This window comes from Mycobacterium sp. 3519A (genome assembly GCF_900240945.1).
Lineage (GTDB): Bacteria > Actinomycetota > Actinomycetes > Mycobacteriales > Mycobacteriaceae > Mycobacterium.
In genome coordinates this window covers 1,168,155-1,194,806 of record NZ_OESG01000013.1, presented here as the reverse complement: position 1 = coordinate 1,194,806, position 26,652 = coordinate 1,168,155, and the positions used below count along the sequence as shown (strand labels likewise).

Annotated in this window: 22 protein-coding genes; 10 read left to right on the top strand and 12 right to left on the bottom strand. The window is 65.7% G+C overall.

Annotated elements, in window-relative coordinates:
• The first annotated feature begins 155 nt into the window (after positions 1 to 155).
• The 3 genes from C1A30_RS13595 to gcl are packed head-to-tail and all read left to right on the top strand — an operon-like array spanning position 156 to position 3,669.
• The gene (locus C1A30_RS13595) at positions 156 to 992 is read left to right on the top strand and encodes a hydroxypyruvate isomerase family protein (protein WP_101948798.1); all 837 of its coding nucleotides are present in this window, start codon (positions 156 to 158) and stop codon (positions 990 to 992) included.
• Entirely contained in the window at positions 989 to 1,870 is an 882-nt protein-coding gene (locus C1A30_RS13590) for a 2-hydroxy-3-oxopropionate reductase (RefSeq protein WP_101948797.1), read from the top strand. Before C1A30_RS13595 ends, C1A30_RS13590 begins: the two co-directional genes overlap by 4 nt.
• Positions 1,870 to 3,669 (top strand): glyoxylate carboligase, encoded by a 1,800-nt coding sequence (gcl, locus tag C1A30_RS13585; protein WP_101948796.1) that lies wholly within the window; start codon positions 1,870 to 1,872, stop codon positions 3,667 to 3,669. The genes C1A30_RS13590 and gcl overlap by 1 nt, the downstream gene beginning before the upstream one ends.
• Before the next feature lie 86 nt (positions 3,670 to 3,755).
• Here the strand turns inward: gcl and C1A30_RS13580 are convergent, their stop codons facing one another.
• Entirely contained in the window at positions 3,756 to 4,508 is a 753-nt protein-coding gene (locus C1A30_RS13580; protein WP_101948795.1) for an IclR family transcriptional regulator, read from the bottom strand.
• 180 nt (positions 4,509 to 4,688) lie between these two features.
• Here C1A30_RS13580 and C1A30_RS13575 point away from each other — a divergent pair, with 180 nt between their 5' ends.
• Complete coding sequence (locus tag C1A30_RS13575) at positions 4,689 to 5,420, top strand: GntR family transcriptional regulator (protein ID WP_101948794.1); 732 nt, start codon at positions 4,689 to 4,691, stop codon at positions 5,418 to 5,420.
• A gap of 31 nt (positions 5,421 to 5,451) precedes the next feature.
• Here the strand turns inward: C1A30_RS13575 and C1A30_RS13570 are convergent, their stop codons facing one another.
• Together C1A30_RS13570 and frc (C1A30_RS13565) are read right to left on the bottom strand one after the other, a co-directional pair.
• Complete coding sequence (locus C1A30_RS13570; protein WP_101948793.1) at positions 5,452 to 6,840, bottom strand: OFA family MFS transporter; 1,389 nt, start codon at positions 6,838 to 6,840, stop codon at positions 5,452 to 5,454.
• A gap of 237 nt (positions 6,841 to 7,077) precedes the next feature.
• The gene (gene frc / locus C1A30_RS13565) at positions 7,078 to 8,355 is read right to left on the bottom strand and encodes a formyl-CoA transferase (protein WP_101948792.1); all 1,278 of its coding nucleotides are present in this window, start codon (positions 8,353 to 8,355) and stop codon (positions 7,078 to 7,080) included.
• A gap of 670 nt (positions 8,356 to 9,025) precedes the next feature.
• Between frc (C1A30_RS13565) and frc (C1A30_RS13560) the strand changes: the two genes are divergently transcribed.
• The 3 genes from frc (C1A30_RS13560) to C1A30_RS13550 all read left to right on the top strand — a co-directional run bounded on the left by frc (C1A30_RS13560) (position 9,026) and on the right by C1A30_RS13550 (position 12,598).
• Positions 9,026 to 10,252: a formyl-CoA transferase gene (frc, locus tag C1A30_RS13560; protein WP_101948791.1), complete on the top strand. Its 1,227-nt coding sequence runs from the start codon at positions 9,026 to 9,028 to the stop codon at positions 10,250 to 10,252.
• A gap of 65 nt (positions 10,253 to 10,317) precedes the next feature.
• Positions 10,318 to 11,706: an OFA family MFS transporter gene (locus C1A30_RS13555; protein WP_101948790.1), complete on the top strand. Its 1,389-nt coding sequence runs from the start codon at positions 10,318 to 10,320 to the stop codon at positions 11,704 to 11,706.
• Positions 11,707 to 11,884: 178 nt separating this feature from the next.
• The gene (locus C1A30_RS13550) at positions 11,885 to 12,598 is read left to right on the top strand and encodes a GntR family transcriptional regulator (protein WP_067808322.1); all 714 of its coding nucleotides are present in this window, start codon (positions 11,885 to 11,887) and stop codon (positions 12,596 to 12,598) included.
• Here C1A30_RS13550 and fdhD read toward each other — a convergent pair.
• A complete protein-coding gene (gene fdhD / locus C1A30_RS13545; RefSeq protein ID WP_101948789.1) occupies positions 12,584 to 13,435 on the bottom strand; it encodes a formate dehydrogenase accessory sulfurtransferase FdhD in 852 nt (283 codons plus the stop codon). The two genes, C1A30_RS13550 and fdhD, sit on opposite strands and share 15 nt — an antisense overlap.
• 109 nt (positions 13,436 to 13,544) lie before the next feature.
• On the opposite strand from fdhD, the gene C1A30_RS13540 reads away from it, so the two are divergent.
• On the top strand, positions 13,545 to 14,885 hold the full coding sequence (locus C1A30_RS13540) for an OFA family MFS transporter (protein WP_101948788.1): 1,341 nt from the start codon (positions 13,545 to 13,547) through the stop codon (positions 14,883 to 14,885).
• Between the two features lie 30 nt (positions 14,886 to 14,915).
• Entirely contained in the window at positions 14,916 to 15,221 is a 306-nt protein-coding gene (locus C1A30_RS13535; protein ID WP_101948787.1) for a hypothetical protein, read from the top strand.
• A 56-nt stretch (positions 15,222 to 15,277) separates the two neighbouring features.
• On the opposite strand, the gene C1A30_RS13530 is transcribed toward C1A30_RS13535, so the two are convergent.
• The 7 genes from C1A30_RS13530 to C1A30_RS13500 form a co-directional block, all read right to left on the bottom strand.
• Positions 15,278 to 15,490, bottom strand: a complete 213-nt coding sequence (locus C1A30_RS13530; protein ID WP_101948786.1) for a formate dehydrogenase subunit delta — start codon at positions 15,488 to 15,490, stop codon at positions 15,278 to 15,280.
• Positions 15,491 to 15,492: 2 nt separating this feature from the next.
• Positions 15,493 to 18,315, bottom strand: coding sequence for a formate dehydrogenase subunit alpha (gene fdhF, locus C1A30_RS13525; RefSeq protein WP_101948785.1), 2,823 nt, complete (start codon positions 18,313 to 18,315; stop codon positions 15,493 to 15,495).
• Positions 18,312 to 19,901: an NADH-quinone oxidoreductase subunit NuoF gene (locus C1A30_RS13520; protein ID WP_101948784.1), complete on the bottom strand. Its 1,590-nt coding sequence runs from the start codon at positions 19,899 to 19,901 to the stop codon at positions 18,312 to 18,314. Before C1A30_RS13520 ends, fdhF begins: the two co-directional genes overlap by 4 nt.
• Positions 19,898 to 20,356, bottom strand: coding sequence for a formate dehydrogenase subunit gamma (locus C1A30_RS13515; protein ID WP_101948783.1), 459 nt, complete (start codon positions 20,354 to 20,356; stop codon positions 19,898 to 19,900). Before C1A30_RS13515 ends, C1A30_RS13520 begins: the two co-directional genes overlap by 4 nt.
• Positions 20,357 to 20,430: 74 nt before the next feature.
• Positions 20,431 to 21,687, bottom strand: a complete 1,257-nt coding sequence (gene frc, locus C1A30_RS13510) for a formyl-CoA transferase (RefSeq protein WP_101948782.1) — start codon at positions 21,685 to 21,687, stop codon at positions 20,431 to 20,433.
• A gap of 46 nt (positions 21,688 to 21,733) precedes the next feature.
• Complete coding sequence (oxc, locus tag C1A30_RS13505) at positions 21,734 to 23,476, bottom strand: oxalyl-CoA decarboxylase (protein ID WP_101948781.1); 1,743 nt, start codon at positions 23,474 to 23,476, stop codon at positions 21,734 to 21,736.
• 152 nt (positions 23,477 to 23,628) lie between these two features.
• Entirely contained in the window at positions 23,629 to 24,561 is a 933-nt protein-coding gene (locus tag C1A30_RS13500) for a LysR family transcriptional regulator (RefSeq protein WP_067803152.1), read from the bottom strand.
• 126 nt (positions 24,562 to 24,687) lie between these two features.
• Here C1A30_RS13500 and C1A30_RS13495 point away from each other — a divergent pair, with 126 nt between their 5' ends.
• Positions 24,688 to 25,131: a PAS domain S-box protein gene (locus tag C1A30_RS13495; protein ID WP_235009881.1), complete on the top strand. Its 444-nt coding sequence runs from the start codon at positions 24,688 to 24,690 to the stop codon at positions 25,129 to 25,131.
• 86 nt (positions 25,132 to 25,217) lie between these two features.
• On the opposite strand, the gene pyk is transcribed toward C1A30_RS13495, so the two are convergent.
• Entirely contained in the window at positions 25,218 to 26,639 is a 1,422-nt protein-coding gene (pyk, locus tag C1A30_RS13490; RefSeq protein ID WP_235009880.1) for a pyruvate kinase, read from the bottom strand.
• Positions 26,640 to 26,652 lie beyond the last annotated feature (13 nt).

Sequence of the window (26,652 nt, the reverse complement as noted above, 5' to 3'; positions counted from 1 at the left end):
ACCGTTGCACGCGTTGCGCGCCGCCGTCAACGCTTTCAGGCCGCTCAAAGCGCGTTACCAGCGGTACGCCCTTGACAACACGACCAGCGGCAGCGTTCACTATTTTGCATTGTGATTATTAAATTCCGTATCGCGGAATACGAAAGGAACGCGGAATGACGGCCTATACGGTCAACTGCTCGATCCTGCTGACCGATCTGCCACTGCTGGATCGGCCGCGCGCAACCCGTAACGCGGGCTTCGAGGCGGTCGAGTTCTGGTGGCCGTTCGACACCCCGACGCCGGCCGACGCGGACGTCGACGCGTTCGTCCGCGCCATTCAGGATGCGGGTGTCCAGTTGACCGGTCTCAACTTCGCCGCAGGCGACATGCCCGCAGGCGACCGCGGCATCCTGTCCAACCCCGCCCTGACGCAGGACTTCCGCGACAACGTCGAGATCGCCGTCGGCATCGCCGAAACCCTCGGCACGCGCGCCTTCAACGCGCTGTACGGCAATCGCATCGACGAGCACTCGCCGGAGACCCAGGATGACGTCGCCGTCGGCAACCTCGGCTACGCCGCCCGCGCGGCGGATCGCATCGGCGCCACGGTACTCATCGAACCCGTCAGCGGGGCACCGAAGTACCCGCTTCTGACGGCGGCCGACGCCATCGGCGTGATCGACCGGGTGCACGACGAACACGGCGCAGAGAACCTGCGACTGCTCGCCGACTTCTACCACCTGCACGTCAACGGCGACGACATCACCGCCGCAATCACCAAGTACGGCAGCAGGATCGGCCACGTACAGATCGCCGACGCCCCCGGCCGCGGTGAGCCGGGCACCGGCGAGATCCCGATCCGCACCTACCTCGAGCAACTCGCCGCACAGGGCTACGAGGGATACGTCGGCCTCGAGTACAAGGCGACCAAACCGGACACCTTCGAATGGCTGCCGCGCGAAGACCGCGTCGCAACCCTGGAATCACAAGCAGAAACGAGGATCTCATGAGCACCATCGCATTCATCGGACTTGGCATCATGGGCAGCCCGATGGCGGCCCACCTGGTCAAGGCTGGCCACACCGTCGTCGGCGTCGACACCACACCGGAACGCACCGCCGCGTTGGTCGAAGCTGGCGGTAGCGCAGCCGAAACCATCGAGCAGGCCGTCAAAGGCGCCGACGTGGTGGCCGTGATGGTGCCCGACTCGCCGCAGGTGCAGGCCGTGCTGCTGGGTGACGACGGCGTCTTCGCGCACGCTGAGCCCGGCACGCTGGTGATCGACTTCTCGTCGATCCGGCCCGACGTCACCGCCGAGTTCGCCAAGATCGGCATCGAGCGCGGTCTGCGCATCCTCGACGCACCGGTGTCCGGCGGCGAGCCGGGCGCGAAGAACGCCACGCTGTCGATCATGGTCGGCGGCTCCGACGAGGACTTCGCCGCGGCCAAGCCGATTCTGGACACGGTCGGCAAGACCATCGTGCACGTCGGCGCCAACGGCGCGGGCCAGACCGTCAAGGCGGCCAACCAGCTGATCGTCGCGGGCAACATCGAGTTGCTCGCCGAGGCGATCACCTTCCTGAAGGCCTACGACGTCGACATCGATGCCGCCGTCAAGGTGCTCGGTGGCGGGCTGGCCGGTTCGGCCGTGCTCGACCAGAAGGCGGGCAAGATGCTGGAGCGCAACTTCGACCCCGGTTTCCGGATCGCGTTGCACCACAAGGACATGGGCATCGTGACCGCCGCGGCACGCGAGGCCGGTGTGGTCACGCCGCTGGGCTCGCTGGTTGCCCAGCTGATGGCTTCCGCAATGGCAAACGGCGACGGCGGGCTCGACCACTCCGCGCTGCTGCGGGGTGTCGAGCGGCTCTCCGGCAAGGAGATCTGATGGCGCGGATGCGAACGGTCGATGCTGCGGTCCGGATCCTCGAAATCGAGGGCGCCACACAGGCATTCGGACTCCCCGGCGCGGCGATCAACCCGTTCTACTCGGCGATGCGCGCGCACGGGGGCATCAAGCACGTGCTGGCCCGGCATGTCGAAGCCGCCAGCCACATGGCCGAGGGCTTCACGCGCGCCGCCGCGGGCAACATCGGCGTGTGCATCGGCACGTCGGGTCCGGCGGGCACCGACATGATCACCGGGTTGTATTCGGCGTCGGCGGACTCCATTCCGATCCTCGCGATCACCGGGCAGGCACCGGTGAGCAAGCTCCACAAAGAGGATTTCCAGGCCGTCGACATCGCCTCGATCGCCGCACCGGTGACCAAGATGGCGATGACGGTGCTCGAACCAGGCCAAGTGCCAGGTGCATTCGCGCAGGCGTTTCACCTGATGCGGTCGGGACGGCCGGGGCCGGTGCTCATCGATCTGCCCATCGACGTCCAACTGGCGGAGATCGACTTCGACCCCGAGGCGTACCAACCGTTGCCGGTCTACAAGCCTGCGGCGTCGCGCGCGCAGGCCGAGAAGGCCATCGACATGCTGGTGTCCGCCGAGCGTCCGCTGCTCATCTCGGGTGGCGGCGTCATCAACGCCGACGCGTCGGGTCTGCTGGTCGAACTCGCCGAGATCCTCAATGTGCCTGTGGTGCCGACGCTGATGGGCTGGGGCACCATTCCCGACGACCACCGGTTGGCGGCGGGCATGGTCGGACTCCAGACGTCGCAGCGGTACGGCAACGCGACGATGCTGGCGTCGGACTTCGTGCTGGGCATCGGCAACCGGTGGGCCAACCGCCACACCGGTGGGCTGGAGACCTACCGTCGCGGCAGGCGTTTCGTCCACGTCGACATCGAGCCGACCCAGATCGGCCGGGTCTTCGCCCCTGACTTCGGTATCGTCTCGGACGCGAAGGCGGCGCTGGAGCAGTTCGTGGCCGTCGCCAAGGACCGGCGCGCGGCAGGCACGCTGCCCGACTACAGCGCGTGGGTCGACGAATGCACAGAGCGCAAGCGCACCATGCACCGCAAGACCCACTTCGACGATGTGCCGATCAAGCCGCAGCGGGTCTACGAGGAGATGAACCGCGCCTTCGGCCGCGATGTCCGCTACGTCACCGCGATCGGACTGTCGCAGATCGCAGGCGGTCAGTTCCTGCAGGTGTTCGGCCCGCGGAACTGGATCAACTGTGGGCAGGCAGGGCCGCTCGGATGGACGGTGCCCGCCGCGTTGGGTGTCGTCGCAGCGGATCCGACTGCCACCGTGGTCGGGTTGTCGGGTGACTACGACTTCCAGTTCCTGATCGAGGAGTTGGCGGTCGGCGCGCAGTTCAACCTGCCGTATGTCCATGTGGTGGTGAACAATTCGTACCTGGGCCTGATCCGGCAGGCGCAGCGCGGCTTCGACATGAACTACCACGTGTCGCTGGGCTTCGACAACATCAATGCGCAGGAAAGCGACGAGAGCACCGTCCCGAAGGGCTACGGCGTCGACCACCTGCGCGTGGCGGAGGGCCTGGGCTGCAAGGCAATTCAGGTGTCCGAGCCGGCCGACATCGGTCCGTCGCTGAAACGGGCTCAGCAGTTGGCCCAGGAGCACAAGGTGCCGGTGGTGGTCGAGATCTTCCTGGAGAAGATCACCAACATCGCGATGGGCACCGAGATCGACAACATCACCGAGTTCAACGATCTCGCCGAGACACTCGAAGACGCGCCGACCGCCGCGGCGCTGCTCCTGGTGGACTAGTAGCTCGGTTCCGCGAAATGCACGTTTTGTAGCGGTCTTCTCGAAGTTCCGCTACAAAACGTGCATTTCGGCGTTTCTAGGCCCGTTCAGACCGCGGTCTCGCGGTCGAACTCCGAAGCGATATCGCGCGCAACGCGTTTCAGCAGCGGGGCCACCTTGGTCGCCGACTTCAGTGTCAGGCGGGTCGCGGGCCCTGAGATGGAGATCGCGGTCAGCGTGGGAGCATCGGGCACCGGCACCGCGAAACACCGCACGCCGATCTCCTGCTCACCCTCGTCGATGGCGTAGCCGCGGGCCCTGCTCAGTTCGATGTCCCGGATCAGCGCCTCCGGGGTGGTGAACGAGTTCTCGTTGGAGGCCGGCATCCCGGCACGTTTGAGCAGCGCCTCCACGCTGTCGTTGGGCAACTGCATGAGCAGCGCCTTGCCCACCCCGGTGCAGTGCAGATGCACGCGGCGGCCGACTTCGGTGAACATCCGCATCGCGTGGGGGGACGGCACCTGGGCGACGTAGACGGCCATGTCGTTGTCCAGTGCGGCCATGTTGGCGCTTTCGCCCGTCCGCTCCACCAGTTCGGTGAGGTGCGGGCGCGACCACGCGCCGATGAGTTGAGCGGCGCTTTCTCCTAACCGAATTAGCTTGGGCCCCAGCGCATATCGACGATTCTCGAGCTGTCGGACGTAGCCCATGGCCAGCAGCGTCCTTACCAGCCGGTGGATCGTCGGTTGGGGCAGCTCGGCGCGGGTGGCCAGCTCGCCCAGCGCGATGCTGCCGCCTGCGCTTGCCATGATCTCCAGCAGCTCGAAGGCGCGCTCGACCGATTGGACACCGTCCGCCACGGCAAACCTCCCGATCGTCGACTTCCCAAGCGCTCCGCTTGACGACTAGTTTATTCCGTATTACGAAACAACCGAAGTACTGGGCGCGCGTGTGCCACACCTCTCAGCGAGGATGTCCGTTGATTGGATCCTGACGACTGTATGCTGGGGGCACCCTGCCGCAAACCAGAAGGGCAGTCCATGACCCATCCAGTAACCCCCACGGCCACCGGCCTCCTTTCCGGCGGCGCGACGCGGAAACGGGCGCCGGTCGTCGAGCGCCCCGCACCGCTGCGCGAGGCGGTCTTCGAGGCTCTCGTGGAGATGATCATCACTCGCGAGCTGGAGCCGGGACAGCACCTGGTCGAGAAAGATCTGGCGGACGCGCTCGGCGTCAGCCGGCAGCCTGTCCGAGAAGCGTTGCAGCGCATGCACACTGAAGGCTGGGTGGACCTGCGCCCCGCGCTCGGCGCATACGTCCACATCCCCACCGAGTCCGAGGCAGATCAGCTTCTTGCCGCGCGCAGCCTGCTGGAGGCGGAGTCGGCGAGGCTGGCCGCCGAGCATGCGACGCCCGAACAGATCGAGCACCTGCACGAGCTGCAACGCATCGGCGAGGAAGCGCTTGCCGTCGACGACGAGGAAGTGCTCGTCTCCGCGAACGCCAAGCTGCACACCCACATCGTGACGATGTCGGCCAACAAGGTGCTCGCCGACCTGCGGGCGTCGGTCGAGCACCGCGTGCGGTGGTACTACCTGCCCATCGCCCAGGTGCGGTCGAAGGCCGCCTGGGAGGAGCACGCCGAGTTGATCGACGCGATCGCCAAGCGGGACGCCGGGCGGGCGTGCGCCCTGATGCGACTGCACACCGAGCGCACCAGGGAGATCTACCAGGAACAGCGACGCCAAGAAGCGGCCAAGGGGAACGACTGATCGTTCGCCCTTGGCCGCCTTTCGACTTCGGTCAGTCGGCCAACGTTGGCGTCAGCGACTTCTCGGCAGCCGAGGTGCTCGACTGTGCCGCAGGTACTCGGTCGCGACCGGGCTGGCGCAGGAAGGCCGCCAACACCGCCGAGACCAGAGCGCTCACCGCGGCGAGCCAGTAGGCACCGGTGTAGCCCCATGCGTCAATCACGCTGGCGCCGACGCCGATTCCGACGACCGACCCCAGCAGCTTGGAGCTGTAGACCAGCCCGTAGTTGCTGGCGTTGTTGTTCTCGCCGAAGTAGTCCGGAGTCAGCGAGGCGAACATCGGGTAGAAGGCGCCGCCGCCGAAGCCGACCAGGAACGCGAAGGCCAGGAACGCGACTTCGCTGTGGGCCTTACCCGCGTAGAGCAGACCCACCAGGGACAGCGCCTCGATCAACAGCACCACAAGCAGCGTCTGCTTGCGCCCGAACTTGTCTGAGAGCCAACCGGTTACGGTGCGACCGGTGCCGTTGATGACGGACAGCACGCCGGCCGACGAGGCGGCGATCAGCGGACCGAACCCGAGTTCCTTGGCGAACGGCACCATGTAGCTGATGCCGAAGAGCGAGACGCCTGCGCTGATTCCCAATGACAGCCACATCAGGGGCAGCATGCCGGTCTTGATTGCTTCCATGGGTGTGTACTGCCGAGCGGCGGGCGGGTTCTTCTTCAGGCTCTCCGCACCGCTCTTGCTGTCCGCCCACTTGACCGGGTCGATCTCCGACGGCCACCAGTTCTTCGGCGGGTCGCGGAACAGCCAGCCACAGACCGCGCAGACGATCAACATGTAGGCGGCCACCAGGTCGAGCACCCATACATAGGTGTTCGGGTGCAAGGCGTAGCTGAAGATGAAGATGAACGGGATTGCGCCGTACGCGAATCCGCCGTTGACGAAGCCGGTCTTGGCACCGCGACGCTCGGGGTACCACTTGCCGACGAGGTTGATGCAGGTGGCGTACACCAGGCCCGCCCCGATGCCGCCGCATACAGCGAATCCGAGGTAGGCAAGCACCAGGTTGCTCTGGGTGATGCTGACGAAGCCGACCGCTGACAGGGCCGCGCCCGCGACCATCGCGGTCCGCGCGGAGACGATGCCCTTCTCGCGCAGCTTCCCGGCGGGAAATGCGATGCCTGCCTGGAAGAACGCCCAGATCGACAACAGCCAGAATGTTTCGCCCATGCTCCAGTGGTGCGCCTCGCGCAGCGCCTCCTCCGCGGCGCCGTAGCCGTACTCGTACACGCTCACGGCCATCATGGCGATCCACGGCAGCCAGACCATCCACACACGGGACCTGCCGAGGAGTTCGCGGTCGGTCTCCCCGACGCGGTATACCCGGCCGTTCGCGTCGATGACCTCGCGATAACTTGCGAAAGTTGACGACATGCTTGATTCTCTTTCTACGAATGGTTGAAGGCTCGCGCATCGAGGGCCTGTCGCGTGGCGTTTTGCGACAGAATTTCCCAGCGCGCGCTTGGCTTCACTCGGGTGGCAGCCCTATGAAGCAATTGCGTACCGCCGCAGCGTTTTTCGTGGGCACGCGGTTCTTGGCGTCGGCGGCGCAAGCGCCGCCGCCCGGTTTATGGCATGACGGTTTTGTCCTTTCGTCGCAGAGCCACTGACTCAGATGACGCCGGCGTTCCTGAACAGTTCGAGCTGTTCAGGCGTGTAGCCGAGCTCCGTGCAGATCTCGTCGGTGTGCTCACCCAGCAGTGGTGAGCGGACGATGTCGACCGGTGAGTCCGACAACCGGAGCGGAGAGCCGACGGTCTTGAACGCGCCACGCTCGGGGTGCTCCACCGTGACGATCGCCCCGAGTTCGTTCAGCGTTTCGTCCTCGATCAGTTCCTTGGTGGAAAGCACTGGCCCGCAAGGGATGTTGATCGCGTTGAGCGCCTCGAGCGCCTCCCATTTGCTGTGCCGCTCCGACCAGTCCTCGATCAGCGCGAAGACCTTGTCGAGCTTGGGAAGCCGGTCCTCTGGCCGCGCCCAGTCCGGATGGTCGGACAGATCGGGCCTGCCGATCAGCTCGGCCAGCGGCGCCCAACCCTGGGGCTGCACGATCACATAGATGTAGTCGTTGGGTCCGCCACCCTTGGTCTTGACCGCCCACCCCGGCTGGCCGCCGCCGGAGGCGTTGCCCGACCGGGGCACCTCGTCCCCGAAGCTCTGATTCGGGTACTCGCGAAGCGGCCCGCTGGCCAACCGTTGTTGGTCACGCAGCTTCACCCGGCACAGGTTGAGCACCGCCTCCTGCATCGCGACCTCAACGCGCTGCCCGCGACCGCTGTTCGTGCGCTGATAGAGCGCGGCCAAAATGCCGGACACCAAGTGGATTCCGGTGCCGGAGTCGCCGATCTGCGCACCGGTCGCCACGGGCGGGCCGTCCTCGAAACCCGTGGTGGCCATCGAGCCGCCCATCGCCTGGGCGATCACCTCGTAGGCCTTGTAGTCGAAGTACTTACCCGGACCGAAGCCCTTGATGGACGCGTAGATCAGGCGTGGGTTGATTTCGCGCAGCCGGTCCCAGGTGAAGCCGAACCGGTCGACGACGCCGGGGCCGAAGTTCTCCACGAGGATGTCGACGCGAGACACCAGATCGGTGAAGATCCGCTTGCCGTCCTCGCTCTTCATGTTCAACGTGATGCTGCGCTTGTTGCAGTTGAGCATCGTGAAGTAGAGGCTGTCGGCTCCTGGGACGTCGCGGAGTTGGCCGCGCGTGACGTCACCGGTGCCGGGCGCTTCCAGCTTGATGACGTCGGCGCCCAGCCAGCCGAGCAGTTGGGTGGCCGACGGGCCCGACTGGACGTGCGTCATGTCGAGCACGCGGACGCCGGAGAGCGCCTTGCCTGTCGGCGGATCCGATTCCACCTCGTCGTTGACCGGAGGGACCTGAACCATATTCGGAGACTTCCTTAACTCGAGCCGGTTTGCTTTCTCGGGACGAAAAGCTGGTCACAAGATTGCATACCGTATGAGGTAGACAACAGTGTGGTGGACGCAACACGGGTTGTCCAGCGATCGATCAGTACTCGTTGACTTTCCTGTCAGGTACCTGAAAATCCGCTTGCCCGAAGCAGATCCACAGGAAACTCGACTGCCGCGCCGCACCCTGCCGCAGCACCTCCCCTCGCCTATCCGGTCGGAGATGACGAGTGTTCGTATGACTCGTTAAATCGTTGTCTCCCAAGCATTTACGTGAAATTCGGGGAGAATCGTCTGCACCGGTGACACGGTCCGGCTGCCGGGTCGACAGCCCGCCGACAACGCTGAATCGGGCGGAGACTACGCGTTTGCCCTCTCCTAGGGAAGTACCACCAGGAACCTGCCAGAAAACTCGGGGCTTGCGCGCAGATTGTATGAGGTATACCGTACGCCGTGTGATGTCCGTTACTTCCTGACGAGACGAGTGACTGCCTTCACAACCACTAACGCATGAGTATTCGAATCTCAGCGGGCGAGCTGTGCCGGGTCCGGCAAGCGCTCACTGATCAACGTGTGGTTCCACCCCCACGCGGGCTGTATCTGCCGCGGCGGCCGTGAACCAAAAACACCACTAAAGGGGACTGTCTTGAGAAAGGCACTCGATGGCGTGCGCGTCCTGGATATGACGCATGTCCAGTCCGGCCCATCGTGCACTCAGATCCTCGCCTGGTTGGGCGCGGACGTCGTGAAACTCGAAGCGCCGGCCGGCGATGTCACCCGCAAGCAGCTGCGGGACGTCCCCGGCGCGGACAGCCTCTACTTCACGATGCTGAACTGCAACAAGCGCAGCATCACGCTGAACATGAAGTCGCCCGAGGGCAAGCGGATCTTCACCGAACTGCTCCCCCGCTTCGACATCCTCGCCGAGAACTTCGGCCCTGGCGCCATCGAGCGGATGGGCTTCGGTTGGGAAGAGTTGCAGCGCATCAACCCGCGGCTGATCTTCGCCTCCATCAAGGGTTTCGGCGACGGCCCCTACACCCACTACAAGGCCTACGAGGTGATCGCTCAGGCCATGGGCGGATCCATGAGCACGACGGGATTCGAGGACGGTCCACCGCTGGCCACCGGCGCGCAGATCGGCGATTCCGGCACCGGCATCCACACCGTGGCCGGCATCTTGGCCGCGCTCTACCAACGTGAGCACACCGGTCGCGGACAGCGGGTGACGGTCGCGATGCAGCACGCGGTGCTGAACCTGTGCCGCGTCAAGCTGCGCGACCACCAGCGGCTGGAACACGGGCCGCTCGGCGAGTACCCCAACGACGACTTCGGCGACTGTGTCCCGCGATCGGGCAATGCCTCCGGCGGCGGCCAGCCCGGGTGGGCCGTGAAGTGCGCACCCGGCGGCCCCAACGACTACATCTACGTCGTCGTCCAGCCCGTCGGGTGGGAACCGATCGCGAATCTGATCGGCAGGCCGGAACTCGTCACAGATCCGGAGTGGAGCACGCCGCAGGCACGGCTGAACAAGTTGGACAAGATGTTCCAGCTCATCGAGGAATGGACGATGGGCCTGGGCAAGTGGCGGGCGCTCGACTTGCTGACCGAGCACAACATCCCCTGCGGCCCAATCCTTTCCACCAAGGAGATCTTCGAGGACGCGTCGCTGGCGGCCAACGAGATGGTGGTCCGGGTCGATCACCCCGAGCGGGGCGAGTTCACCACGGTCGGCTGCCCGATCAAGCTGTCCGACTCCCCCGTCGAAATCGTCCGCTCCCCTTTGCTGGGCGAGCACAACTCCGACATCTACGGCGACGAGCTAGGGCTTGGCGGCCAGCTCACCGCGCTCAAGGCGAAGGGAGTCATCTAGCGATTCCGCCACATGAAAAGCAGACAGTCGGCAGTATACAGAGACCAAGAGGAGATTCGACACGCATGAACGCGTCAGCTCAGCCGACATACCGCGAGGTAGTCGACGATAACGGCAGGGTGTACCGGATCGGTGAGACCGACCGCGACATCCTGGGACGATCACGGGCCTGGATGGTGTGGCTCCCGTGGATTGCGATGATGGCCGTCAGCTCGTCCGAATATGCCTTCACCTCCGCGGAGGACACGCTCTCGGAGGCACACAACTGGCACGGCGGCCACATCTTCTGGTTGCTCGGCGTGTGGGTGATGTTCCAGGCAGCGGTGGCCTTCCCCGTCGGCCAGATGCGGGAGAGTGGCAAGCTGTCGGCGCGCGCGGCGATGATGCTGGGTGCCGTTGGGGCACTGCTCGGATACCTGTCGCTGGCCTATGCTCCGCATGTCCTGCTGGCGTACCTGGGCTTCGGGTTGTTCGGTGGCGGCGGCGCCGGCTTCGTGTACGCCACCTGCATCAACATGGTGGGCAAGTGGTATCCGGAACGTAAGGGCGGCAAGACCGGCTTCGTCAACGGCGGATTCGCCTATGGCTCGGTGCCGTTCATCTTCCTGTTCACCAGCTACATGAACCTGGAGAACTACGAGGGCATCCTGCTGGCCGTCGGCATCTTCCTGGCCGGTTTGGTCGCACTGTGTGGCTTCTTCTTCATCGACCCACCGAAGAACTGGTGGCCGCCGCATGTCGATCCGCTGAAGGTCAACGACGATCCGAAGATCCGTCGCGCGCTCGCCAAGAACCCGCCCGCGGTCAGGCAGTACACGCCGATGGAGGCCATCAAGACGGGCATCCTGCCGCTGATGTGGTTCGTGCTGCTGTGCACCGCTGGGATCAACATCTTCGGTATCGCGATGCAGGTGCCGTTCGGCAAGGAAATGGGCTTCGCAGGCGGCATCGTGGCCCTGGCCATGAGCTTCAAGGCGATCGTCAACGGCACCGGCCGCGGCGTGATCGGCTGGATCTCGGACCGGGTCGGCCGTAGGGACACGCTGATCATCGTGTGCGTGGTGCTGGGCCTGGCTCAGTTCGCCGTGTACTTCTCCGGGTCGATCGGCAGCATGCCGCTGTTCCTGCTCGCGTCCATGGTGTCCGGCTTCGGCGGCGGTGCGATCTTCCCGCTGTTCGCGGCCATGACCGCGGACTACTTCGGTGAGAACAACAACGCCACCAACTACGGCCTGGTCTACAGCTCGAAGCTGGTGTCCGGTCTGGTCGGGTCCGGACTGGGCGCGGTCGTGGTGGACAGCTGGGGTTACGGCGCCGCATTCGGGATCGCGGGTTCGGTCGGCATCGCCTGCGCCTTCCTGTCGATCCTGCTGCGTCAGCCCAAGCTCAAGGCGTCCACGCCGACGCGGCCCGGCGATCCGACGCAGTCCGAGAAGGTGCTCGCGGTCGACTAGCCGGCTGCCCACACAGAACACCCCGGGTGAGGAGGCGTCCGGACCGGACGTCCGCACCCGGGGTGTTCTGTTGCCGCGGATCGGGGTACGCGAGGGCGTGTCGCGGCGAACGAAGTTTATTGCATACGAAAGCCTGTAATCTGTGGCCGCAGGACAACAACTGGTTGGAGGATGCGCGATGTCACTTCCCACTCCGCGTAAGCGCGCCCACACGTTGAGCGACGCCGCTGCACGGCGAGTACAGCGCCCCGCGCCCCTGCGCCAGGCCGTCTACGACGCGATCGTGGACCTGATCGTGCAGGGCACACTTCAGCGGGGGCAGCACCTGGTGGAGAACGAACTCGCCGAGTACCTCGGCGTCAGCAGACAACCGGTGCGCGAGGCGCTGCAGCGGTTGCAGACGGACGGCTGGATCGATCTGCGGCCCGCCCAGGGCGCTTTCGTGCACACGCCCTCCGAGGACGAGGTGGACCAGCTGCTGGGCGTCCGCACGGTGCTCGAAACCTATTCGGCGCGACTGGCCGCCGAGAACGCCACGCCGGAAGACGTCAACCGGCTGTGGGAGTTACAGCAGGACGGCCTCAACGCGCTCGCGGCCAACGATTCGGAGGCCTTGGTCGAGGCGAACGTCAACCTGCACGCGGCGATCACCGAGATCGCGGGAAACGTGGTGCTGGCCAAGCACATTGGTTTGGTCGAACGGCGATGGCACTGGTATTACCTGCCGATCGCGCAGCCGCGCGGGCAGGCCGCCTGGACCGAGCATGCCGAACTGATCAAGGCGATCGCCGCCGGTGACGCCGACCTGGCCAGCAGCATCATGCAGCGCCACACGGAGCACACCCAGCAGGTGTATCACGATCAGCGGCAGGCGAAATCAGAGGCTGAGTAGCTCCTCGGTATTGTCGGCACAGACCCGGTCAGCGCCGGAGTAGATGTTCATCGACGACCCGCGCAGAAACCCGATCAACGTCAGGCCCATCTCTCGGGCGAGATCGACCGCGAGTGACGACGGCGCGGATACCGCTGTCAGAGCAGGGATTCCGGCCATCACCGCCTTCTGCACCAGTTCGAACGAGGCGCGACCGCTGACCATCAGCGTGGTGCCGGTCAGCGGCAGCCGCCGGTCATCGAATGCCCACCCGATGACCTTGTCCACCGCGTTGTGCCGCCCGACATCCTCCCGCACGCACAGCAGTTCACCCGCCTCGTCGAAGAGTGCTGCCGCGTGCAGTCCGCCGGTGCGGTCGAAGACGCGCTGAGCAGACCGCAGCTTGTCCGGCAGCGTGGCGATCGTGCCGGCGTTGAGTCGCACCGGATCATCGGCCACCCGCCACCTGCTGATGGTGCGCACCGCGTCGAGGCTGGCCTTCCCGCACAGGCCGCACGAGGACGTCGTGTAGAAGTTGCGCTCGACAGAGACGTCGGGCAACGGAACGCCGGCGGCGAGCACCACGTCGAGCACGTTGTAGGTGTTGACCCCGTCAGCGGTGGCACCTGCGCAGTAGCGAATCGCGGCGACGTCCGACTCGGTGGCCACCACGCCCTCGCTGACCAGAAATCCGCGCGCGAGGTCGAAGTCGTTACCGGGCGTGCGCATCGTCACCGTCAGCGGTCGGCCTGAGACCCGGATCTCCAACGGTTCCTCGGCGGCCAGCGAGTCGGGCCTGGAGCTTGCCACTCCATCGGCGACGCGGACGATGCGATATCTGCTGGTTACCCGTCCCATGACGGCGCTCCATTCTCGGTTTGAACTAACGGTGGACAAGTGATCCACGTCATAGTTATGCTAGTCGCATACTGTATGCAATCGTACTAGAACTGTTCGGAGGCCGACCATGAACGGCAACACTCACGGAGTCGCAGTCGCCGAAGTTCGCGATTTTCACGGCCTTTCCTATCGAGTCGGTGAACGACCGCAGGACATCATGGGCCGGTCCCGCAAATGGATGCTGTGGCTGCCATGGGCGGCCATGGCAGCCATCAGCGTGTTGCAGTACGGGTACGGTCTCGCCGCCGTCGCGACGACGGCGAGGGACCTGACAGCGGCGTTCTGGGTGCTGGCCTTGTGGGTGATGTTCCAAGCAGGCGCGGCGGCGCTGACCGCGGCACTGCGCCATCACTCGGTCGTCGCCCCGTCGCACGCGATGCTCGTCGGCGCGCTGCTGTGCGCCGCAGGCCCGTTCAGCCTGGCCTACACCGGCAGTCTCGCCGGCGCCGTCCTCGGCTATTCGGTGCTGTGCGGCAGCGGTGCCGGAATCGTCTACGCCACATGTGCTTCCACAGTCGCGAAGTGGTACCCCGAGGCTCGAGGATCGCGAATCGGCGTGGTCACCGGCGCATTCGGCTACGGCGCCGTTCCGTTCATCATCTTGTTCGCGGCAGGCCTCTCGGAGACCAACCACACCGCGATCTTGACCGGCGTCGGCGTCGTCGTCTTGGCCGTGGTGGCCCTGTGCGGCTTGTTCTTTCGGGATCCGCCCGCGGGCTGGTGGCCCGCCGATGTCGATCCGCGGCTGTGGGCTGTCGACAAGCGACTGAACCGCAGTCTGCGCAGCAATGCGCCGGCCGCCCGACAATACGCGCCAGGCCAGGCGGTGCGCACGACCGCGTTCGTGGTGATGTACCTGATCATGGTGTTCGCCGCCGCGACGTTCCTGCTGGCGGTCGCCTACGTGCCGATCGCCGCTATTTCCAACGGTTTCAGCGCGGTCGTCGCCGCGGCGGCCATCGGCCTGCTCGCTGTCGTCAGCGGCGGCGGGCGCGCGGTGGCCAGCGACGTCTCTGACCGGTTCGGGCGACGTCAGACACTGACCGGGGCACTGCTGCTCGCGGGCTGCGCCCAGTTGGGCCTGGTGTATTCCGCCGTCGTCCATCAGGCGGCGCCGTTCGTCATCTTCGCCGGGCTCAGCGGATTGGCGGGCGGTGCCTGCTACCCGCTGCTGGCGAGCCTGGTGGCGGATTACTTCGGTGAGCACAACGCCGTGCGCAACTTCGGCCTGGTCTACAGCGCCAAGGTGTTCGGTGGGCTGATCGGTATCGGGCTGCCCGCCTTCCTGGTGCACTCCCCCGCGCTGATGAACGTGTTCGTCGCGGCTGGGCTGATCGGACTGTGCGCCGCGGTCACCACGCGTCTGCTCCATCAGCCTGGCCACCTCATCTCGCGGTTGCCGCGCTAACACCGATTCCTCATCACGACAAGGAGATTCATGTCCATCAAGCCTGAAGTCAACGAGCTGCGGCATCTGATCGCGAATCTGCGAGGGTGCGTGACGTCGCTTGTCGCGACGTATCCGCAGTGCCACGCCAACCGTCGCGTCGTGAACGACGTCGAGTGCATCCTCAACGGCATCCACCGACTCGAGATCGACATCGAGGAACTGGAATTGGCGGGTGGACAGCCCCGCCCCGCTGGATCGTGGCAGATGATCCAGATCCCGGACACGCAGTACGACATCGACTTCTGGCGAGATGTCGACCACGAGGGTATCGGCGGGCAGACGCGGATAGCCTGAAGCGAGCAGTCGAGGCCGGGTGATCGCGACGATCACCCGGCCTCGACTTTTCAACCTCAGCGCAGCAGGCCCGCCGCAGTTGCCGCGATCGGATCGAGATCCTCTGTGTCCGAGGCAGCGAGCAATAGCAGTCGCTGCTTCATGCGCGGATCCCAGAACCGCCGGATGTGATCGGCCACCGCATTGGCGGCCTGCTCGTCGCGCAGATAGCCGAAATGCGCGGCGATGTTGTTGATCATCTTGATCTCCGCGGGAGCGTTGGCCGCCATGATCAGTCCACCAGTTCCGCGGTCAGCACGCCGTCGAACGCGCGCTCCGCGTGCTCGGTGACGACCGGATGGGCCAGCGTCACCTGAACCGCGGTCACCTTGTACTCCGGGCAGTTCGTGGCCCAGTCCGAGTTGTCGGTGGTCACCACGTTCGCCCCCGTCACCGGATAGTGGAACGTGGTGTACACGACTCCCGTCGGCATCCGGTCGGAGATCCTGGCCCGCAGTTTCGTCTTGCCGACGCGACTGGCGACAGTCACCTCGTCGCCATCGGTGATGCCGCGATCCTCGGCGTCGTGCGGATGAATCTCGAGCACATCTTCCTGATGCCAGGCGATGTTGGCCGTGCGGCGGGTCTGGGCGCCGACGTTGTACTGGCTCAGAATCCGGCCGGTCGTCAAGATCAGCGGGAAGCGGCGGGTGCTGCGCTCGTCGGTAGGCACGAACGGCGTCGGCATGAATCTGCCCTTGCCCCTGGTGAATTCCTCCACGTGCATGATCGGCGTGCCGTCGGGCGCGTCGCCGTCGCAGGGCCACTGGATGCTGCCCATCTCATCGATCCGGTCGAACGTCACGCCGGCGAAGGTCGGTGTCACCGAAGCGATCTCGTCCATGATCTGGCTGGGGTGGTCGTAGTGCATGGGGTAGCCCATCGCCGTCGCGATCTCGCAGACGATGTCCCACTCGTGCTTGCCACTCTTCGGTTTCATCACCGCGCGCACGCGGTTGATCCGTCGTTCGGCGTTGGTGAATGTGCCGTCCTTCTCCAGGAACGAGGCGCCGGGCAGGAACACGTGCGCGAACTTGGCGGTCTCGTTGAGGAACAGGTCCTGGACGATCACCAACTCCATCGCGCCAAGCGCGGCGGTGACGTGTCCGACGTTCGGGTCCGACTGCGCGATGTCCTCGCCGTGCACGAACAGGCCGCGGAAGCTGCCCTCGATCGCGGCGTCGAACATGTTCGGGATGCGAAGCCCGGGCTCCGGCAACAGGGCTGTGCCCCAGAGGTTTTCGAAGACCTCACGCACCGCGTCGTCGGCCACATGCCGGTACCCGCTGAATTCGTGCGGGAACGACCCCATGTCACAGGAGCCCTGCACGTTGTTCTGACCGCGCAACGGGTTGACCCCGACGCCGTCACGGCCGATGTTGCCGCACGCCATCGCCAGGTTCGCCATGCCCATCACCATGGTCGAGCCCTGGCTGTGCTCGGTCACACCGAGGCCGTAGTAGATGGCGCCATTGGGGGCCTGCGCGTACAACCGCGCCGCGGCGCGTACCTCCGCGGCGGGCACACCCGTGATCTCCTGCACCGCTTCAGGACTGTTCTCCGGGCGGGCGATGAACTCCGCCCATTCCTCGAAGCCCTCACAGCGGTCCGCGATGAACGCCGTGTCGACCAGGCCCTCGGTCACCACCACATGTGCGATCGCGTTGACCACGGCCACGTTCGTGCCGGGCTTCAACTGCAGGTGGTGATCGGCCTCGATGTGTGGAGAGCGAACCAGGTCGATGCGACGGGGGTCGACGACGATGAGCTTTGCGCCCTGGCGGATCCGCTGCTTCATCCTGGACGCGAAGACCGGGTGACCGTCGGTGGGATTGGCACCGATCACCATGATCACGTCGGCTTCGGCGACGGACCGGAAGTCCTGGGTGCCTGCCGACTCACCGAAGGTCTGCTTCAAGCCATACCCCGTCGGCGAGTGGCACACCCGCGCGCAGGTGTCGACGTTGTTGTTGCCGAACGCGGCGCGGACCATCTTCTGCACGACGTAGACCTCTTCGTTCGTGCACCGCGACGAGGTGATGGCGCCGATCGCGCCTGCGCCGTGCCGTCGCCGGATGTCGAGCATCCTGCGTGCGACGGTGTCGATCGCCTCGTCCCATTCCACTTCGCGCCACGGATCGGTGATCGCGTCGCGCACCATGGGCTTGAGCTTGCGGTCGGGATGGGTGGCGTAGCCAAAGGCGAACCGGCCCTTGACACATGAGTGTCCCTCGTTGGCGCCGCCGTCCTTGTAGGGCACCATGCGGACCAGTTCGTCGCCGCGCAGTTCGGCTTTGAATGAACATCCCACACCGCAGTAGGCACAGGTGGTGACCACGGACCGCGACGGCATGCCCAGTTCGATCACCGAGCGTTCCTGCAGGGTCGCGGTCGGGCACGCCTGCACGCAGGCACCGCACGACACACATTCGGAGTCCATGAACAACTCGCCTGCGCCGGGTGAGACCTTCGACTCGAAGCCACGGCCCTCGATGGTCAGCGCAAACGTGCCTTGAATCTCGTCACATGCGCGCACACAGCGGGAGCAGACAATGCATTTCGACGGATCGAAGTCGAAGTACGGGTTGCTCTGGTCCTTGACCGCGTCGAAGTGGTTCTCGCCCTCGTAGCCGTACCGCACCTGGCGCAGCCCGACAACGCCTGCCATGTCCTGCAATTCGCAGTCGCCGTTGGCGCCGCAGGTGAGACAGTCCAACGGGTGGTCGGAGATGTAGAGCTCCATGACGTTCTCACGCAGCTTGGCCACCTTCGGCGTCTGCGTGCGCACCACCATGCCGTCGGCCACCGGAGTGGTGCACGACGCGGGCGTGCCGCGGCGGCCGTCGATCTCGACCAGGCACAGCCGGCAGGAGCCGAACGCGTCGAGTCGATCGGTCGCACACAGCTTGGGGATGTCGACACCGGCCGTCGCGGCCGCGCGCATCACCGACGTGCCCTCCGGCACCGACACCGGGAATCCGTCGACCTCGAGCGAGACCGTCGCGGGTCCGGTCTTGGCCGGGGTGCCGAAGTCGGGTTCCTTGAGCAGACTCATGGCTGGCCTTCCGTCCTCGCGCTGATGGGTTCTTTGGCTGTGGGTTCTTTGGCGGAGAAATCGTCTGGGAAATGGTTGATCGCGCTGCGCACGGGCATCGGCGTCAGCCCGCCCATCGCGCACAACGAACCTTCGGTCATCACGTCGCACAGATCCTCGAGCAGCGCCAGGTTTTCGTCGCGGTGCTCCCCTGCGGTGATCCGGTCGATGACCTCAACGCCGCGCACCGCGCCGACCCGACAGGGTGTGCACTTGCCGCACGACTCCGCAGCGCAGAATTCCATCGCGAACCGGGCCTGCGCCGCCATGTCGACGGTCTCGTCGAACACCACGACGCCACCGTGACCGACCATGGCACCCGCCGCGGCGAACGCCTCGTAGTCCATCGGCAGGTCGAACTGCGCCCTCGGCAGGTACGCGCCCAGCGGCCCGCCGACCTGCACCGCCCGTACCGAGCGACCGGACCGGGTGCCGCCGCCGTAACCGTCGACGAGTTCACCGAGGGTGATGCCGAACGCGGTCTCGACGATGCCGCCGTGCTTGATGTTGCCGCCGAGTTGGAAGACCTGGGTGCCGCGGGACCGCTCGACGCCGAGTTGTTGGTAGGCCTTGGCGCCGTGCGCGAGCACCGTCGGCACCGTGCCAAGGGTGAGCACGTTGTTCACCACGGTCGGCTTCCCGAACAAACCGTTGATCGCCGGAATCGGCGGCTTGGCGCGGACCATGCCGCGCTTGCCCTCCAGACTCTCCAGCATCGAGGTTTCCTCGCCGCAGATGTAGGCGCCGCCGCCCACGCGCACGAAGAGGTCGAAGTTCAGTGACGAGCCGAGCACGCCGTCGCCGAGCCACCCTCGGCCGTAAGCGATCTCGATCGCGGCGCGCATCGTGGCGATCGCGTCGGGGTACTCCGACCTGATGTAGATGTAGCCCTCGGTGGCGCCGACCGCGTACGCGGCGATCGTCATGCCCTCGATGAGCAGGAACGGATCGCCCTCCATCAGCATGCGGTCGGCGAACGTGCCGCTGTCGCCTTCGTCGGCGTTACAGCAGACGAACTTCAACTCGTCGACGCAGTCGAGCACCGTCTTCCACTTGATGCCGGCCGGGAATCCTGCGCCGCCGCGGCCGCGCAATCCGGACTCCGTCACCTCAGCGACGACGTCCGCCGGCGACATCTCGAGCGCACGAACCAGGCCGACGATGCCGCCGTGCCGCAGATAGTCGTCGGGCGACAGCGGATCGGTGACACCCATCCGGGAGAAGGTGACCCGGTTCTGCGATGCCAGCCAAGGCAATTCGTCGACCACGCCCAGCCGCTGCGGCAGGTCGGCTCCGTCCAGGAGGCCGGCCGCCACCAGGTCGTCGACGTCGGCGGCCGCCACCGGCCCATAGCCGACGCGCCCCTGCGGGGTCTCCACCTCCACCAGCGGCTCGAGCCAGAGCATTCCGCGGGACCCGTTGCGCACCACCTGAACAGCGCGGCCGCGGCGCGTCGCCGCGCTGTTCAGTGCTGCTGCGACGTCGTCGGCGCCGACCGACTTGGCCGCGGAGTCCCTTGGCACGTAAACAGTTACGGGTGTGTTCATTGCGCGACCGCCTCATCAAGGATCGTCGTCAAGCGTGCTTCGTCCAGCCGTCCCCGCAGCCGGCCGTTCACTTGCGCCGCGGGCCCCAACGCGCAGTTGCCGAGGCAGAAGACCTGTTCGACAGTGACGGAACCGTCCGCGCTGGTGTCCCCTAGACTCAGCCCGCGGGTGTCTTGCAGGTGGTCCACCAGACGTTGCGCACCGACGGCCTGACAGGCCTCTCCGCGGCAGATGCGGACCGTGGTACGCCCAGCGGGCGTCGAACGGAAGTCGTGATAGAAGGACACCACGCCGTGCACGTCGGCGCGGGACAGGTTCAATTCGTCAGCGAGCACCGGAATAGCCTCCGGTGGAACGCATCCCAGTGCTTCCTGGATGGCGTGCAGGATCGGAAGCAAAGCGCCTCGCTGCCCTTTGTGAGTCGTGACGATATCTCGAACAAGGGCGGTGTTCATGCCTCGACTCCTAACGAAATGGGTTGAACCGCCCCAGGACGCGCCTGGGGCGGTTCACACCCGGGCGGGCGGGATTAAACGACGATCTTCTTCTCGTGCCACGCAGCGATGGTCTCCGCGTCGTAGCCCAGTTCGGCGAGGACCTGGTCGGTGTGCTCACCGAGCAGTGGCGCGCCCTTGATGTCGGGCTTGAACGACGAGAACTTGATCGGGCTGCCGACGGTCAGGTAGGTACCCCGGCCCGGCTGCTCGACCTCGACGATGCTGCCGCTCTTGCGCAGGTCCTTGTCCTCCGCGAGGTCCTTCATGGACATGACGGGCGCACACGGCACCTCCCACTCACGCAGAATGTCGACCGCTTCCCACTTCGTCTTGTCCGCCAGCCACTTCTCGATCTCGGCGAAGATGTCGAAGATCTTGTCCTGACGGGCACGCGCGGTGCTGTAGCCGGGGTCGTCCACCCACTCGGGCCGACCGATTGCCTCGGCGGTGCGCTTCCAGTTCTGCTCCTGAATGGTGAAGTAGATGTAGGCGTTGGGGTCGGTCTCCCAGCCCTTGCACTTGACGACCCAGCCCGGCTGCCCGCCGCCGCCTGCGTTGCCACCGCGCGGAACGGCCTCGCCGAACTCGCCGTTCGGCCACTGCGGGTACTCCTCCAGGTAGCCGACACGCTCCAGGCGCTGCTGGTCGCGCAGCTTGACCCGGCACAGGTTCAGCACGGCGTCCTGCATGGCGGCCGAAACCTTCTGGCCCTTGCCGGTCTTCTCCCGGTGGATCAGCGCGGTCAGGATGCCAATCAGCAGGTGCATACCCGTGTTGCTGTCGCCAAGGGCGGCGCCGGCAACGGTCGGCGGGCCATCCCAGAACCCGGTGGTCGAGGCGTTGCCGCCGGCACACTGCGCGACGTTCTCGTACACCTTGAGGTCATTCCAGGACGAGTCGTCGTTGAAGCCCTTGACGGAACCGAAGATCAACCGCGGGTTCCATTCCTGGATCTTCTCCCACGACAGGCCCATCCGGTCCATGGCGCCCGGTGCGAAGTTCTCCACCAGCACGTCCGCCTCGCGAATCAGCTTCTCCATCACCTCGAGACCCTCGGGTGACTTCGTGTTGATCGCCAGCGAGCGCTTGTTGCTGTTGAGCATGGTGAAGTACAGCGCGTCCAGTTCGGGGATGTCCCGCAACTGGTTACGCGTGACATCACCGCCGCTCGTCCGCTCGACCTTCAGGACGTCGGCTCCGAGCCAGGCGAGCATCTGGGTGCACGCCGGGCCTGCCTGGACCCCGGTGAAGTCAATCACCTTGATCCCGGAGAGGGGCAAATCGGTCATGACACGTTTCCTTTCGTCGGTTGTTGTCGTGTCGGTGCGAGCGAGCTCAGTGCTTTGCGGTGATGCCCTTCGGGTTGAGATGCGCGATGTTGCCGCTCTCGGTCCCGTCCGAGGGATCGATGACGCAGTCGATGAGCGCAGGCCTGCCCGACGCGAGGGCTTCGCGCAGTGCTGCCGCAACTTCTGCGGGTGTCGTGGCCTGATATCCCTTGCCACCGAACGCTTTGATCATGTATTCGTGCCTTGCCTGCAGCACGGTCGGCGCCGGGTCCGTCGTGTTCGACGATTCGTCTCCGCGGTAGACGCCGCTGTTGTTGAGGATGACGGTGACGATCGGCAGGTTGTAGCGGCAAATCGCCTCCAGTTCCATACCGGAGAACCCGAATGCGCTGTCGCCCTCGATCGCGACGACCGGGTCACCGGTCTCGACGGCGGCGGCGATCGCGTAACCCATGCCGATGCCCATCACGCCCCATGTGCCGCTGTCCAGCCGGTGCCGCGGCACCTGCATGCCAATCGTGTTGCGCGCCAAGTCGAGTGCGTTGGCGCCCTCGTTGACGACGTAGGCCTGCGGGTTGTCCTGCAGCACGTCGCGGATGGCCTGCAGCGCTCCGAGGAATTTCATCGGGTGCGCGGTCAGCGCCGATTCCAGTCGGCCTGCCATCTTGGCGACGTTCGACGACGACTTCGCCTCCAGCTCTTCGCGCCAGTCGGACTGCACGCTGATCTGGCCGGGCTTCGCCCGCTCGAGCAGCGCCTCCATCACCGAGCCGATGTCGCCGACCAGCGGCGCCGCGATCGGTTGGTTGCTGTCCATCTCGTTGGCAGCGATGTCCACCTGGATGAACTTGGCGTCCGGATTCCATTGCGGCGCATCGCCGTGTCCGAGCAGCCAGTTGAGCCGGGCTCCGACGAGCATCACGACGTCGGCGCGCTTGAGGGCCAGCGAGCGGGCGGTGGCCGCCGACTGTGGGTGGTCGTCGGGCAGCAGGCCCTTGGCCATCGACATCGGCAGGTACGGTACGCCGGTGGTCTCGACGAATTCGCGGATCTGCTCGTCGGCCTGCGCGTAGGCCGCGCCCTTACCGAGCACGATCAGTGGCCGCTTGGCGTTGGCGAGCAGATCGATTGCGGAGTCGACCATTTCGGTCTCCGGCAGTTGCCGCGGCGCGGGGTTGACGACCTTCCACAACGTCTTGGAGGCCTCTGCCGCGTCGATCACCTCGCCCAGCACCGCGGCCGGGATGTCGAGGTACACGCCGCCGGGACGGCCGGAGGCCGCGGTGCGGATGGCGCGGGCGATACCCCGGCCGATGTCCTCGGCCCGCGATACTCGGTAGGCCGCCTTGGCGAACATCCTGGCCGCCGCCAGCTGGTCCATCTCCTCGTAGTCGCCGCGCTGCAGGTCGACCAGATGGCGCTCACTGGAGCCGGAGATCTGGACCATCGGGAAGCAGTTGGTGGTCGCATTAGCCAGTGCCACAAGGCCGTTGAGGAAGCCGGGGGCCGAGACGGTCAGGCAGATGCCGGGCTTCTTGGTCAAAAAGCCCGCTGCGGCCGCAGCGTGGCCGGCGTCGCTCTCGTGGCGGAAACCGATGTAGCGGATGCCCGATGCCTGGGCGAGGCGGGCCAGGTCGGTGATCGGGATGCCGACCACACCGTAGATGGTGTGTACGTCGTTGAGCTTGAGCGCGTCCACGACCAGATGGATCCCATCGGTGAGAGCACCCGGCTCTTGCGGCTCGGGGGCGCTCTCTACCTCCGTGTCCGGCAGGGAAGCAATGGTCATGATGTGGGCCCTTCCTGGCTGTTCGCGCTTATTCCCTTGTTGGAGTTAACTTTCCGCGTCGCGGTCGGGTGAGTCCAACACCTGTTTCCAATCACCCGATAAACGGCGGTTATCACGGCGTGCCGAAGGCGGACCTACGTCCACCGCAGGCGTTATGCGACGTGGACGAGATCCTTTCCGTGCAGTTCGAAGATGTCGTTCAACGGCGTTCCGACGGCGACGTTCAAGAACGCCCGCGCGGCGACGGAGCCGGGCATGCCGGCGTGAATCGCCATCGAGATCTGTGCTGTGGTGTCGGGCCCGACCAGGCGGATCACCCTCGCCGCGCCGTTCACCGGCATCGCGCGCAGCCAGGTGTGCGGCACCACGCTGGCCCACGCGCCGGTCGCGACGTGTGCGTAAAGCGATGCGACGGAGTCGGTTTCGACCTGCGGCGCGGGCAGCGCCCCGCTGCCTGCGAAGGCCTTGTCGATGAACTGGCGAAAGCGCATATCGGGTGTGAGCAGTGCCAGCGGCAACTGGGCCGCCTCGGCCCAGGTGATGGTCCGTGCTGACGGCACCAGCTGATCACCCGCCACCAGAAGCACATACTGCTCTTCATACAGCGGCACCACCTCGAGCCCCGACTGGTCGTCAGGGCCGAAATGTGCGATGGCCACGTCCAATTCGAAGTCGCGGAGTTGACGGAGCAACTCGGTGGACGATAGCCGCGAGCACACCTTCACCCTTGCCAACGGGTGCAGCGCGCAGAATGCCGCCACCGGAAGAGCCGCCGTCGTCGACACCGTCGGCCCCGTCCCGAGCCGCAACGTCGCCGAGATGCCGGAGCGCATCGCGGCGGCCTCGGCCTTGAGAGCGTCGTGCTCGGCGAGCACGCGCTTGGCCCAGACGACCAACCGTTCGCCCTCGGGGGTCAACCCTTCGAAGTTCTGGCCACGGTTGATGAGGGTGACGCTGAGCTCGCGTTCCAACTTTGCGATCGAGGTGGACAGCGCAGGCTGCGACACGTAGCAGCTCTCGGCCGCGCGCGCAAAGTGTCGCTCCCTGGCCACCGCCACGAAGTACTCCAGTTGGCGCAGCAGCACAGGCCCTCCTCAGCGCTCTCAGATTGTATTCAGTATTCGATATTGCGTATGCTAGAGGTCTCCTGCGACTATGTCCAGCGAGCAATCGAATGAGGAACGGAGCGTGACGTGGCCGAAGGTTCGAATGTGACCGGTGTGACCGAGGAATGGCTTGCCGCGGCGGTCGTCAGGGAATCCGGCGAGGCCATCGTGGTCACCGATCCGGCCGGAATCATCAGGTTGTGGAATGAGGGGTCCGCGCGGATGTTCGGCTACTCGGTCGAGGAGGCGCTGGGCCAGAACCTGGACATCATCATTCCGGAGAAGCTGCGCGAGCGGCACTGGAAGGGCTACTTCCAGACCATGGCCACCGGATATACCCGGTACGGCGACAAGCTGCTGAGCGTGCCTGCCACCCACCGCGACGGGCATCGGCTGTCGATCGAGTTCAGTGTCGCGCTGCTGCGGGACGATGCCGACCAGATCGTCGGGATCTCGGCGATCATGCGCGAGGTCAGCGAGCGCCGCAACGCCGAGCGTGAACTGCGCGCCAAGATCGCCGAACTCGAAAGCCGGGCGGCGTCGGCCTGACCCGCCCGCAGCGTGCGGCGAACGTTCCGTACCGCTCGAAAAATCGGCGAAATTTCGAGCGGTAAGGAACGTTCGGCCAGGGGGCGTCACTCGATGCGCAGCACGCGCATCCGGTCGGTGTAGCCCGCGACGCCGTCACGGCTCCCGGACACCACGACCACCAGGCTGCCCGGATGCGAGATACCGAGATCGGCCAGACCACGGCTCACCACCGCAGGCATGGTCTCCGGTGTGCTCGACGGGGCCAACACCGCCGACTGGATCCCCCAGGTGAACGCCAACCGCGCCCTGACCGATTCGTTGTGCGCGAACGCGATCAGCGGCAACGGCGACCGTTGCCGGGCCAACCGCATCGCGGTGTCCCCCGACCGGGTGAAGCAGCACAGCGCCACCGCTCCGATTCGCCTGCCGAGCTGGCACGCGGCCGCGGCAACCGCATCGCTGATGCCCGCGTCCTCGTCTTCCCGCAGCGCTTGTTCGGTCGCTTTGCCTTGTCGCAGTGCGTCTTCGGCCGTCATGACGATGCGACCCATCGTCTCGACGGTGTGCGCAGGGTAGGCGCCGACGCTGGTCTCCGCGGACAGCATCACCGCGTCGGCGCCGTCGAAGATCGCGTTGGCGACGTCGGACACCTCCGCCCGCGTCGGGCGCGTGTCGGCGACCATCGAATCGAGCATGTGCGTCGCGACGATGACCGGTTTGGCCGCCTGCCTGCACAAGCTGATCGCCCGCTTCTGCACCAGCGGAACCTGCTCAAGCGGCATCTCGACGCCGAGGTCGCCGCGCGCGACCATCAAGCCGTCGAACGCATCGATGATCGCGGGCAGGTCCGAAACCGCCTCCGGTTTCTCGAGTTTCACCATGACGGGAACTCGCTTGCCCATCTCGTCCATGATCGCGTGCGCCAGCTTGACCTCTTCGGGCGCCCGCACGAACGACATGGCCACCATGTCGACACCGAGTTCGAGGGCGAACTTGAGATCTTCGATGTCCTTCTCGGACAGCGGCGGCACGCTGACCGCGACACCCGGTAGCGAGATGCCCTTGTTGTCACTGACGGGTCCGCCGTGGATGACCTCACAGCGCACATCGGTGTCGTCCACGTCGAGCACCCGCAGTTCGATCTTGCCGTCGTTGACCAGCAGTCGGTCACCTGGACGCACATCTGCGGCCAGCCCGTCGTACGTCGTCGACACCCTGTCGTGGTCGCCGGCGCACGCCGACGTGGTGATCACGATCTGCTCGCCGTCGGCCCAGAACACCGGCCCCTCGGCGAACCGGCCGAGCCGGATCTTCGGGCCCTGCAGGTCGGCGAGCACACCCACGGCACGCCCCCGCTCGGCGGCGATGCGGCGCACGGTGTCATAGACCGCCGAATGCTCGGCCTGCGAACCATGACTGAAGTTGAGCCGGGCCACATCCATTCCGGCGTCGATGAGTTCGGCCAGCTGCGGAGCGGTCGCGGTGGCCGGTCCGAGTGTGCAGACGATCTTGGCGCGTCGGTTCACGATGTTCCTCTCG